Annotated in this window: 10 protein-coding genes; 2 read left to right on the top strand and 8 right to left on the bottom strand. The window is 57.5% G+C overall.

Annotated elements, in window-relative coordinates; genetic code table 11:
* The first annotated feature begins 12 nt into the window (after positions 1 to 12).
* Both fabB and fabI read left to right on the top strand, forming a co-directional pair.
* Entirely contained in the window at positions 13 to 1239 is a 1227-nt protein-coding gene (gene fabB, locus N8E89_RS09755) for a beta-ketoacyl-ACP synthase I (RefSeq protein WP_106667490.1), read from the top strand.
* A gap of 9 nt (positions 1240 to 1248) precedes the next feature.
* Positions 1249 to 2064: an enoyl-ACP reductase FabI gene (gene fabI / locus N8E89_RS09750; protein WP_106667489.1), complete on the top strand. Its 816-nt coding sequence runs from the start codon at positions 1249 to 1251 to the stop codon at positions 2062 to 2064.
* 149 nt (positions 2065 to 2213) lie between these two features.
* On the opposite strand, the gene N8E89_RS09745 is transcribed toward fabI, so the two are convergent.
* From N8E89_RS09745 to nusA, 8 genes are all read right to left on the bottom strand, one after another.
* A complete protein-coding gene (locus N8E89_RS09745) occupies positions 2214 to 3230 on the bottom strand; it encodes a class I SAM-dependent methyltransferase (protein WP_262259787.1) in 1017 nt (338 codons plus the stop codon).
* 93 nt (positions 3231 to 3323) lie between these two features.
* Entirely contained in the window at positions 3324 to 5465 is a 2142-nt protein-coding gene (gene pnp, locus N8E89_RS09740; protein ID WP_106667487.1) for a polyribonucleotide nucleotidyltransferase, read from the bottom strand.
* A gap of 209 nt (positions 5466 to 5674) precedes the next feature.
* Complete coding sequence (gene rpsO, locus N8E89_RS09735) at positions 5675 to 6028, bottom strand: 30S ribosomal protein S15 (RefSeq protein WP_410010302.1); 354 nt, start codon at positions 6026 to 6028, stop codon at positions 5675 to 5677.
* Between the two features lie 68 nt (positions 6029 to 6096).
* Positions 6097 to 7068, bottom strand: coding sequence for a tRNA pseudouridine(55) synthase TruB (gene truB / locus N8E89_RS09730; RefSeq protein WP_262259785.1), 972 nt, complete (start codon positions 7066 to 7068; stop codon positions 6097 to 6099).
* A 15-nt stretch (positions 7069 to 7083) separates the two neighbouring features.
* On the bottom strand, positions 7084 to 7542 hold the full coding sequence (gene rbfA, locus N8E89_RS09725) for a 30S ribosome-binding factor RbfA (protein WP_113174116.1): 459 nt from the start codon (positions 7540 to 7542) through the stop codon (positions 7084 to 7086).
* A gap of 78 nt (positions 7543 to 7620) precedes the next feature.
* Positions 7621 to 10356, bottom strand: a complete 2736-nt coding sequence (gene infB, locus N8E89_RS09720; RefSeq protein ID WP_262259784.1) for a translation initiation factor IF-2 — start codon at positions 10354 to 10356, stop codon at positions 7621 to 7623.
* Complete coding sequence (locus tag N8E89_RS09715; protein ID WP_410010301.1) at positions 10353 to 10994, bottom strand: RNA-binding protein; 642 nt, start codon at positions 10992 to 10994, stop codon at positions 10353 to 10355. Before N8E89_RS09715 ends, infB begins: the two co-directional genes overlap by 4 nt.
* 81 nt (positions 10995 to 11075) lie before the next feature.
* Positions 11076 to 12677: a transcription termination factor NusA gene (nusA, locus tag N8E89_RS09710; RefSeq protein ID WP_106667483.1), complete on the bottom strand. Its 1602-nt coding sequence runs from the start codon at positions 12675 to 12677 to the stop codon at positions 11076 to 11078.
* Positions 12678 to 12726: the final 49 nt, after the last annotated feature.

Raw genomic sequence — 12726 nt, 5'->3', positions numbered from 1 at the left:
AAGGAGATCGCGATGCGGCGAGTGGTTGTGACGGGCATGGGTATCGTGTCCTCTATCGGTAATAATGTGCAGGAGGTGCTTGAATCCCTGCGTACAGCGAAATCTGGAATTGTCTTCGCTGAAGAATATGCGAAGCATGGTTTTCGCAGTCAGGTTCACGGCGCCCCGACACTTGATCCGTCAACGCTGGTAGATCGCCGCGCCATGCGGTTTCACGGCGGTGGCACAGCTTGGAACCATGTCGCCATGGATCAGGCCATCGCCGATGCAGGGCTCGATGCAAGCCTCATCTCCAATGAGCGTACCGGCATCATCATGGGATCGGGAGGCTCGTCCACACGTACTATCGTCGAAGCCGCCGAGAAAACCATTGAATCCGGCTCGAGCAAGAAGGTCGGTCCGTTTGCCGTGCCGAAGGCCATGTCTTCGACCGCTTCGGCGACGCTTGCCACCTGGTTCAAGATCAAGGGCGTCAACTATTCCATCTCGTCAGCCTGTGCGACCTCCAACCATTGCGTCGGCAACGCCTATGAGATGATCCAGTACGGCAAGCAGGACATGATGTTCGCGGGCGGATGCGAGGATCTCGACTGGACCCTGTCAGTGCTGTTCGACGGCATGGGTGCCATGTCATCCAAATATAACGACCGCCCTTCGGTGGCCTCCCGCGCCTATGACAAGAACCGCGATGGGTTCGTCATTTCCGGTGGAGCGGGTGTTCTGGTTCTCGAAGAACTGGAACATGCCAAGGCGCGCGGCGCAAAGATTTATGGCGAGCTTGTCGGCTATGGCGTGACCTCCGACGGCGCCGACATGGTTGCTCCGAGCGGTGAGGGCGCGGCCCGCTGCATGCGCATGGCGATCGCCAACGTCAAGGGTCCGGTTGACTATATCAATCCGCATGCGACCTCGACGCCCGTAGGCGACCTCAAGGAAATCGAGGCAATCCGCGAAGTCTTTGGTTCGGGCAACCAGTGCCCGCCAATCTCGGCCACCAAATCGCTGACGGGACATTCGCAGGGCGCGACGGGCGTGCACGAGTCGATCTATTCGCTCTTGATGATGAACAATGACTTCATCGCCGAGAGCGCCAATATCGAAGAACTCGATCCGGCATTCAGCGACATGCCCATTGCACGCAAGCGGATCGACAATGTCAAATTGAACACGGTCCTGACCAATTCCTTCGGATTTGGCGGCACGAATGCATCGCTGGTCTACCAGCGCTACGAGGGTTGAGGGGAAGACATGGGTGAGTTGATGAAGGGCAAACGCGGTCTCATCATGGGGGTCGCGAACAGCCATTCCATTGCCTGGGGCATTGCCAAGGAACTGGCCGGCAACGGTGCCGAACTTGCCTTTACCTATCAGGGCGACGCATTCGGCAAGCGCGTTGCGCCACTGGCCGAACAGCTCGGCTCGAAACTCCTGCTGCCATGCGACGTCGAGGATATCGCAACGGTCGATGCGGTTTTCGACACCTTGGAAAAAGAATGGGGCAGCATCGATTTCGTGGTTCACGCCATCGGCTTTTCCGACAAGTCGCAGCTCAAGGGCCGCTATGCCGATGTGACGACGCGTGACAATTTCAGCCGCACCATGGTGATCTCGGCCTATTCGTTCACCGAGGTCGCGCAACGCGCCTCGAAGCTGATGACGGCTGGCGGGTCGATCCTGACGCTGACCTATGGCGGCTCGACCCGGGTCATGCCCAACTATAATGTGATGGGTGTAGCCAAGGCCGCGCTGGAGGCCATGGTCCGTTATCTCGCCGCCGACTACGGCCCCGATGGCATTCGCGTCAATGCAATTTCTGCGGGTCCCGTGCGGACATTGGCAGGTGCCGGCATCGGCGATGCGCGTGCCATGTTTTCCTATCAGAAGCGCAATGCGCCCCTGCGAAGGACTGTCGATATCGAAGACGTCGGCCGGTCGGCGCTCTACCTTTTATCGGATCTGTCCAGTGGCGTCACGGGCGAGATTCATTATGTGGATTCGGGCTACAACATTGTGTCGATGCCAACTTTGGAAGAACTGAAAAAGTCGGATGATGGCAAGGAATAATTCCTGGCCATGCGGTAATAAGACCGGTGCAGGTTTTGAGCGGATCTGTCCGGAAATGGCACAAATATCTGCGGAAGTGGCTCAATAACCTGTCGAAATGGCCAACACTTTTCAACTTGCAGTGGCAATTTAGTTGTGCGGAGTAGAGATCACTTCTTCGCCTCGATGATCTTGTAGCCAGCATCGTCCTCAAGTGACTGCACCGATTTGAACAAGGATTTCAATCCTGCCTCATAGGGCATTTGCCGGTTGGCGACGAGCAAGAGCTTGCCACCCGGCTTCAAGCGTTTGGCGGCGACCGCAATGAACCCCTGCCCCATTGTCGGGTCGGCGCTGCGTCCGGCATGGAATGGCGGGTTCATGACGATCGTATCGTAAATCTCTGTAATCGCTTCACTATTCACGTCATGCCAGTGAAAGCTGACAGGAAGTTCGCCGGCAGCGATGTTTGTTTTTGCCGCTTCCATTGCTTCAAAATCGGCTTCATAGAGTGCCAGCGACTTGAGCTTCTCCGGATGGTTCAGCACTTCGCTTGCAAGGTAGCCCCAGCCTGCACCGAAGTCGGCTACATGGCCGCTGATGCGCCCTTCGAAATGCTTGACCAGCATGGCCGAACCCTTGTCGATGGCAGTGTGCGAGAACATGCCCGGGGCCGTCATGAAGCGATCTTCCAACTTCGTTGGCGCGGGCGCAAGCGATTGAATTTTATTGATATTCAGCTGATCTGGCCGCGTGAACCAGAAGGCGACCGCATGGTGTTTCGAAAGTCTGTCTGTGACCGGCGCTATGGTCTCGACAGTCCTTCGAAAGCTGTCGACGCCGAGCTTCTTGTCGCCTGAAACCACGACCACGCCGCCCGGAACCACATGGTCCAGTGCCTGTGCTAGCCAGGCTTCATTGCGGCCGCGATGTTTGCCGATCAGGATCAGCGCGCCATCGAAGCGCTCCTCGCCTTGCAACCGTGGCACGGCATTAAATCCCGCCTTCTGCAACGCAAGGTAATCGGGCTTGAACGGCTGCAGGCAGGTCAGGACACCCTGCCAGTCGCTTGCAATATCGGGGTCGACTTCCGCACCGAGAAACAGCCAGTGGGCACTCTGGCCTGGCACTGGCAGTATTTCATCTTCAAAAGGCAGAAAGAGCGTCTTGAGCGCACCATGGGCCATAGTCAGATCCATCTATAGATATGTTACCGCAAGAAAAAAGCGCGCCCAGACAGGAATCCGGGCGCGCTTTTATCGTAGTCTTTTTACAGAAGATTACTCAGCGTCTTCCTGAGCTTTCTTTTCCTGAACGATTTCCTTGCCGGTTTCCTGGTCGACAACTTTCATCGACAGGCGAACCTTGCCGCGTTCATCGAAGCCCATGAGCTTGACCCAAACCTTCTGGCCTTCCTTGACCACGTCGGAAGTCTTGGCAACACGATCCGAAGCAAGCTGCGAAATGTGTACCAGGCCATCGCGTGGGCCGAAGAAGTTTACGAATGCGCCGAAGTCAGCGGTCTTTACAACTGTACCTTCATAGATCTCGCCAACTTCAGGCTCTGCAACGATAGAGTGGATCCACTTGCGGGCGGCTTCGATTTCCTTGGCGGACGAAGATGCGATCTTCACCGTGCCATCGTCTTCGATGTTGATCTTCGCACCAGTCTTTTCGACTATTTCGCGAATGACCTTGCCACCGGAACCGATAACGTCACGGATCTTGTCGGTCGGAATGTTCATGACTTCAATGCGCGGTGCAAATTCGCCAAGTTCCGAACGGCCTTCGGTGATTGCCTTCGCCATTTCGCCGAGGATATGCAGACGGCCGTCCTTGGCCTGAGCCAGGGCAACCTTCATGATTTCTTCGGTGATGCCGTCGATCTTGATGTCCATCTGCAGGGCGGTGATCCCGCCTTCCGTACCCGCAACCTTGAAATCCATGTCGCCGAGGTGATCTTCGTCGCCGAGGATGTCGGAAAGGACAGCAAACTTCTCGCCTTCGAGAATCAGGCCCATGGCGATACCGGCAACCGGACGGAGCAGCGGAACACCCGCATCCATCAGGGCCAGCGATGTACCGCAAACTGTAGCCATCGAGGATGAGCCGTTGGATTCGGTGATCTCGGAAACGGTGCGGAGCGTGTACGGGAACTGTTCTTTGGCAGGCAGAACCGGGTGGATAGCGCGCCAAGCAAGCTTGCCGTGACCGATTTCGCGGCGGCCTGGCGAACCCATGCGACCTGTTTCACCGACCGAATAGGGCGGGAAATTGTAGTGAAGCATGAAGGTTTCTTTGTACATGCCGGTCAGCGAGTCGACATATTGCTCATCTTCACCGGTGCCGAGGGTAGCAACCACAATGGCCTGTGTTTCACCGCGGGTGAACAGGGCCGAACCATGGGTGCGCGGCAGAAGGCCGACCTCAGAAACGATCGGGCGTACGGTCGAAAGGTCACGGCCATCGATGCGGCTGCCCGTGTCGAGAATGTTCCAGCGAACGATCTTCGCCTGAACCGACTTGAACACGGTTGCGATTTCTTCTGCTGAAAACTCAGTCTCTTCAACGCCTTCCGGGAAGAAATGCGCCTTGACCTTGGCCTTGGCAGCATCGACTGCAGCGTAACGCTGCTGCTTGTCGGTGATCTTGTAGGCATCGCGCAGATCAGCTTCGGCGACCTTCAAGACGGCGGCTTCAACAGCAGCAAGGTCTTCCGTGGAGAAATCGCGCGGCTCTTTCGCCGCAACTTCAGCGAGCTTGATGATCGCATCGATCACTGGCTGGAAGTTTTTGTGGCCGAACATAACTGCGCCGAGCATGATATCTTCAGCCAATTCCTTGGCTTCCGATTCCACCATCAGAACAGCATCGCCTGTACCGGCAACGACGAGATCGAGGCTCGATTCGACCATTTCATCAACGGTCGGGTTGAGCTTGTATTCGCCACCAATGTAGCCAACGCGCGCACCGCCTATCGGGCCCATGAATGGAACGCCGGAGAGCGTCAGCGCAGCAGACGCACCAATCATCGAGACGATGTCGGGGTTGTTTTCGAGATCGTGCTGGATAACGGTCAGAACAACCTGCGTGTCGTTCTTGTAGCCGTCAGCGAAGAGCGGGCGGATCGGACGGTCGATCAGGCGCGAAACCAGTGTTTCGTTTTCGCTCGGACGACCTTCACGCTTGAAGTAGCCGCCCGGGATCTTGCCGGCGGCATAGGTCTTTTCCTGGTAGTTGACTGTGAGCGGGAAGAAGTCCTGACCTGGCTTCGGTTCCTTGGCGGAAACGACGGTAGCGAGTACGACAGTCTCGCCGTAAGTGGCGAGAACGGCGCCGTCAGCCTGACGGGCGATCTTGCCGGTTTCGAGAATGAGCGGACGACCGCCCCATTCGATTTCAACTTTGTGTTGATTAAACATATCTTGTCCTTCAGTGGGAAAAAACGCGCATCCCTTTGGATTGCCGCATTTGTCCCGTTTCGTTTAGACCAATCACGGGCAAGACAACGTGCAACTCCCTACCGAGTTGCCTGCAATCCTGCCCCATGACCTGTCTCATGGTAGTCCTCATCTCCATTGGAGATGAAAGAGACCGGCGGAGCGACTAACGCACCCGCCGGTCCAATCTGTTAGCGGCGCAGGCCGAGCTTTTCGATCAGCGTCTGGTAGCGGCCCTGGTCAACTTTCTTGAGGTAGTCAAGAAGGCTGCGGCGCGTCGAGACGAGCTTGAGAAGACCACGACGGGAATGATTGTCCTTCTTGTGGTCCTTGAAATGCTCGGTCAGGTTGACAATGCGCTCTGTCAGAACGGCAACCTGGACTTCCGGAGAACCGGTATCGCCTGGCTTGGTTGCATACTCAGAGATCACTGCCTGCTTGCGTTCAGCGGTTATCGACATCGTATATCCTTTCTTTTGAAGAGGAAAACAGGATGCCCACGGCCGGGATGTCGTCCAGCGGGGGCCGGTTAAAGCGATAAGCAAAGCCTATCGCTGCGGGCCGTATAGTCGAAAATGTGACAAATTACCAGTCGCAAATAATTTCGGCCGTTTCACGCAGTAAACACACGCTTCGGCTTGAACTGGCCCTGTTCGACGAAACCTATGGCCAAGACCTTGCCCTTGCTGGTCACGCAGGCCTCGTCGGCTTCAACAGGTGCATCGCGTCCGCGCAGGATTACCGGATTGCCCATGCGAATGCGGTGAGCCTGATCGTCCGAAACCGCTACCTGAGGCAAGCTTTCCAGCGCGGCTCCAGTATCGATCAGGAACGCATCCATCACCGAGAACCGCTCGGCAAGCCTCTCGTAGGAGCGGTCTTCGCCTTCAACCTCGGCAGGGACAGGCGGATGGGCCGCTTCCAGTTCCGCAAGTGTGACGAAATCCGACTCATCGAATGGCGCGACCTCAGTGCGGCGAAGATCGGAGATATGCCCGTAACAGCCGAGATCGCGACCCATATCGCGTGCGAGCGAACGCACGTAAGTGCCCTTGCCGCATTCGACCTCGAAGATCGCAGTCGAGTCATCCGGGCGATCGATCAACTCCAATCGGTCGATCTCGACCTCACGGGAAGGTATTTCGATCTCCTCACCGCCGCGAGCCAGATCATAGGCCCGTTCACCGGCGATCTTGATCGCCGAAAATTTGGGCGGTGTTTGCTGGATGACGCCTGTATATTTAGATAGCAACGCCTTGATGGCCGCTTCATCCGGACGGTTGTCGGACGTTACGGTCACCTCGCCTTCGAGATCATCCGTCGTGCGCTCAGCACCCCAGGTGACCGTGAACCGATAAATCTTTGTCCCATCCATGACATAGGGAACAGTCTTTGTAGCCTCGCCAAGCGCAATCGGCAGCATGCCCGATGCCAGTGGATCAAGCGTACCGGCGTGGCCCGCCTTCTCAGCCTTGAACAGCCATTTGATCTTGGAAACGGCCTCGGTCGACCCCATGCCTTTCGGCTTGTCAAAGATCAGCCAGCCGGATACCGGACGGCCTTTTTTCTTGCGCTGTCTTGTCATTTATCTATCGGCCATTCAATCGTTACCGTCGCCGTGGCCTGGAACATCGCCCGGATTCGGATCGCCGCCGTCATCATCATCGTCATCGGCGAGATCGCGCGTGACTTCGGGCTTGCGCAAAAGCGCATCGATCTTGGCATAATTGTCGAAACTCGTATCGATGCGGAAACGGAATTCCGGCATATATTTCATTTGCTTGAGATGAGCAGCCGCCCGCCCTCGAATAAACTTGGAATGCTTGTTCAGGGCGCTGATAACGCCATCGCTATCCGCTGCCCCGATCGGCGATACGAAGCACGTGGCAATTTTCAGATCAGGCGACATGCGCACTTCGGAAATGGCAACAACAGCATTTTCGAGTGTGTCATCGCGAACGTCGCCGCGCTGGAGCACTTGGGAAACCGCGTGGCGCACTTGCTCGCTGACGCGTAACTGACGTTGTGAGGGGCCTGATCCGGTAGCAAAACGAGCCATTATTATCATATCCAAACAAACAAGAGATCGCCGGATACTATTCCGGCGACCCTGTTATTGTTGATCGAGACGCCGCGCTTAGAGCGTGCGGGTCACATGTTCGACGCGGAAAGCTTCGATCGTATCGCCTGCACGCATGTCGTCGTAGTTCTCGAACGCCATACCGCATTCCTGGCCCGCCGGAACCTCAGCGACTTCGTCCTTGAAGCGCTTGAGCGTCTTGAGCTTGCCTTCGTGGATGACAACGTTGTCGCGGATAAGGCGTACACCTGCACCACGTTCAACCTTGCCTTCGGTAACCCGGCAACCGGCAACCTTGCCCACCTTGGTAATGTTGAAGACCTCGAGAATCTCCGCATTGCCGAGGAAGGTTTCGCGCCGCTCTGGCGAAAGAAGGCCCGACATGGCCGCTTTCACATCGTCCACGAGATCGTAGATGATATTGTAGTAGCGGATTTCGATGCCTTCGCGCTCGGCCAGATCACGTGCCTGCTTGTTGGCACGGACGTTGAAACCGATGATAGCTGCATTGGAGGCTTCTGCGAGGGCGATATCACTCTCGGTGATGCCGCCGGCACCCGAATGGATGATGCGCGCGCGCACCTCGTCGGTTCCGAGCTTATCCAGTGCACCGGCAATGGCTTCGATCGAACCTTGCACGTCACCCTTGATGAGAAGCGGGAATTCCTTCAGACCCGTTACTTGGAGCTGGCTCATCATCTGTTCGAGCGAACCGCGCGAACCGGCCTGCTTTGCCACGGCCTTTTCACGGGCAAGACGTGTGCGATATTCGGAAATCTCGCGTGCCTTGGCTTCGTTTTCGACGACGGCAAAACGATCGCCAGCCTGTGGCGGACCCTGGAGACCCAGAACCTCGACAGGCGTCGCCGGTCCGGCTTCCTTCATGTTCTCACCGCGGTCATTGACGAGCGCACGAACCCGGCCCCATTCACTACCGGCGACGATAATATCGCCTGGATGCAAGGTGCCCTTCTGGACCAGAACAGTGGCAACGGAGCCGCGACCACGGTCGAGCTTGGCCTCGATGACAACGCCTTCGGCCGTCCGCGTCGGATCCGCCTTCAGATCGAGAATTTCCGCCTGAAGCAGGATGGCTTCGAGCAACTTGTCGAGGCCTACGCCAGTCTTTGCCGAAACCTCGACGTCGAGCGTTTCACCGCCCATAGATTCAACGAAGACTTCGTGCTGAAGCAGGCCATTGCGGACCTTCTGCGCATCAGCCGATGGCTTGTCGATCTTGTTGATCGCGACGATGATCGGAACACCTGCCGCCTTGGCGTGGTTGATCGATTCAATCGTCTGCGGCATGACACTGTCGTCAGCTGCTACAACGAGAATGGCGATATCGGTTGCCTGCGCACCGCGGGCACGCATGGCCGTAAAGGCGGCGTGGCCCGGCGTATCGATGAAGGTGATCTTCTGGCCATTCTGTTCGACCTGATAGGCACCAATATGCTGGGTAATGCCGCCGGCTTCGCCGGAAACGACGTTGGCTTGACGGATTGCATCGAGCAATGAGGTTTTGCCGTGGTCGACGTGACCCATAATCGTGACAACCGGCGGACGCGATGCGAATGCGGCCTCATCGTCCTGCACGTTGAAGATACCCTCTTCAACGTCAGATTCGGCAACGCGGCGAACCGTATGACCGAATTCCTCGGCAATCAGCTGGGCTGTATCGGCGTCGATCAGATCGCCCGGCTTCATCATCTGGCCTTCCTTCATCAGGAATTTGATAACATCGACCGAACGCTCGGCCATACGCTGAGCGAGTTCCTGGATGGTGATGGTTTCAGGCAGAATGACTTCACGCGCGATCTTCTCGCGGCTCTCCTGCTGCATGCCCCGTTTGAATTTCTCCTGTCGGCGGCGCATGGCGGACAGCGAACGGCTGCGGCCCTCATCATTGAGCGCAGAGCCCAATGTAAGCTTGCCACGGCGGCGTTCGTCTTCGCCCTTGACGACCTTGGGTGCGCGAACTTCCGGCTTGGCCGGCGCGGCGCTACCACCACGGCGGGCTCCTGCCGGACCACGGCGATCGTCGTCCTCTTCGGCTGCATTTGGCCTGCGCACCGGTGCTTTCGCCGTTCCATCATCAACTGTCTTGACCTCAGGCTGACGCTTGCGGGATTCCTCTTCGGCCTTGTGCTTGGCCTCGGCTTCCTTGCGCAGACGCTCCTCTTCCTCGGCCTGGCGACGGGCGGAATCTTCCCGCTCCTTGGCGCGCAAAGCCTCTTCTTCCGCGCGGCGGGCCGCTTCAATGGCGGCCTTGGCGCGATCTTCGGCATCACGGGCCTTTGAACCTTCAAGCGCTTTGCGGCGAGCTTCTAGCTCGGCAGCCGACAAGGTGTTCAGTACCATGCCAGAGCGGTCGTTCGGACGCTGGCCGGACGGACGGTAGGGCTGTTGTGCCGGACGCTGCTGCGGCGATGGCGCGGCAGGACGTGCGGTTGGCTGGGCCGCGGGTGCAGCTGCGGCTGGTGCTGCCGGACGGGGTGCTGCTGCCGGACTAACCTGCGTTGGAGCAGGCTGAGGCGCAAGCCGCACCGGCGCTGCCGGAGCAGGTGTTGCCACTTGGGCCGGGGCTGGAGCCGGCGCAGCAGGAGGCGCAACCTCCGGCTTGTGGTCCGGAAGGCTAAACTTGCGCTTCTTGGTTTCAACGACAACAGACTTCGTGCGCCCGTGGCTGAAATTCTGGCGCACTGTGCTTTGCTCAACACCCGGCCGCTTCAGGGTCAGGGTTTTCTTGTTGACGCCAAGCGTCTTGTCGTCTGTCGATTTTGTATCGCTCATTCCGTTTCCGTTTCCTTCGCGGCAGCTGCCGCTTTAGCGTCGGCCCGATCGTCACGGCCATCGCGAAAATGCTGTAGCAGCCAGGCTCGTTTAACGAACCCGGCAGCTGCCGTTCCCTTGAGTACGGCAGCATGTATCACATTTACCCCACCCAATGCCAAATCCATTTCACTGCTTTCAAACAATGAAAGGGCGGGTATCTCCGGTCCGCCCGCATAAACTACCGAACGGCGGGCCTGGTCAAGTTTGCGGACACCATCTTCCGCCGCTTCAAACGCGTGAAGGACGAGAGCTGCAGTGCCGTTGCGGATGGCAGCGTCCACTTTTGCGGCCCCTGTTACCACAACACCGGCCTTGCGCGCCAACCCAAAACTTCCAAGCGCGGATTTTGCAAGCATCTGATCCACAGCTAGCCCGAAATCATCCGGAACAAGGACGTTGCTTTTCAACCCGCGCGGAAAGAGCTTTCGCTTGACCGCCTCATCAATGTAACGCCGCTGGGCCTTCACCCAACACCCCCTGCCGGGAAGATTGCGCTTCAAATCGGCGACAATCGTCCCATCGGGAGCGGCGACAAACCGGATCATGTCATCGACAGTACCGCTTTCACGCGTGACAATGCACGTCCTGTCGTTCATTTCCGGTTCCACGCCTTGTTCGCTCTTCATCATTTCCGCATGACCTTGCTCAAAAAAATCATGCACTTTCATGATCGAGCGTTACCCGGCGACCTCTTCATCCGCTTCTGCTTCGGGCTCGGCGGCAGCAAGATCCTCTTCCGTAATCCAGCCAGCTTTAAGGCGCGCAGCAAGTACCATCTGCTCCGCATCGGCGCGGCTGACTTCGAACGACGACAGGATGCCGGGATAGTTGATTGTCTCACCATCCTTGCGTTCACGCCAGCCCGTCAATTCGTCAACCGCATATCCGGCGAAGTCTTCGACCGTCTTGACACCGTCTTCGCCGACCGCAACGAGAATGGCATTCGTCATGCCCGGCAGATCGCGAAGTTCGTCGGAGACACCCAATTCCTTGCGGCGGGCATCGCGCTCCTCTTCGATGCGGCCAAGATATTCCTGGGCGCGCTGCTGGATTTCCGTCGCCGTTTCCTCGTCGAAACCATCGATGGAGGAAATGTCGTCGCTATCTACATAGGCAATTTCTTCGACGCTGGCGAAACCTTCGGAGGCAAGAACCTGACCAACCATCTCGTCAACATCAAGCGCTTCCATGAACAGATTTGAGCGTTCGACGAATTCCTTCTGACGGCGCTCCGACTCTTCCTGCTCCGTGAGGATATCAATATCCCAGCCTGTCAGCTGCGAGGCCAGACGTACATTCTGTCCACGACGGCCGATCGCAAGAGATAGTTGGTCATCCGGGACCACAACTTCAATACGCTCGGCGTCTTCATCGAGAACAACTTTTGCAACTTCAGCGGGCTGAAGCGCATTGACGATGAAGGAAGCAGGCTCCGGTGACCATGGAATGATGTCGATCTTCTCGCCTTGCAACTCGCCGACGACCGCCTGAACGCGTGAACCGCGCATACCAACGCAGGCGCCCACCGGATCAATCGAAGAATCGCGGGAAATCACAGCGATCTTGGCGCGCGAACCCGGATCGCGGGCTACCGACTTGATCTCGATGATACCGTCATAGATTTCCGGCACTTCCATGGTGAACAACTTGGCCATGAACTGCGGATGCGTGCGGCTCAGGAAAATCTGCGGGCCGCGCTGCTCGCGACGCACATCGTAGACGTAGGCGCGAACACGGTCGCCATAGCGGAAAGTTTCGCGCGGGATCAACTCGTCGCGGCGCACAATGGCTTCGCCGCGGCCGAGATCGACGATCACATTGCCATATTCAACGCGTTTGACGCTGCCGTTGATGATCTCGCCGACACGATCCTTGTATTCGTCATACTGACGGTCACGCTCGGCCTCGCGCACTTTCTGCACGATAACCTGCTTAGCGGACTGTGCTGCGATGCGGCCGAAATCCATTGGCGGCAACTGGTCGGCGAGAAAATCGCCGGGCTGGGCATCGGGATTGCGGTCGCGAGCGGCATCCATGCCAATCTGGGTTACCGGATCTTCAACCGTCTCGACCACTTCAAGCAGACGCTGCAACTTGATTTCACCGGTCTTCGCGTTGATATCGGCGCGGATATTGGTTTCCTGGCCATAACGCGAGCGTGCAGCTTTCTGAATGGCATCGGCCATCGCCGCAATCACGATCTCGCGGTCAATCGACTTCTCGCGTGCCACCGCATCGGCGATCTGCAGAAGTTCTAGCCTGTTTGCACTGACTGCCATGTTCTTCTCCTTGAAGGTTCCCCCTCGGGGGTTCACCACCTCGCTTGTC

The sequence above is a fragment of the Phyllobacterium sp. A18/5-2 genome, assembly GCF_025452215.1.
Lineage (GTDB): Bacteria > Pseudomonadota > Alphaproteobacteria > Rhizobiales > Rhizobiaceae > Phyllobacterium > Phyllobacterium sophorae.
The sequence above is the reverse complement of the archived record's forward strand: the minus strand, read 5'-3'. Positions and strand labels throughout refer to the sequence as shown.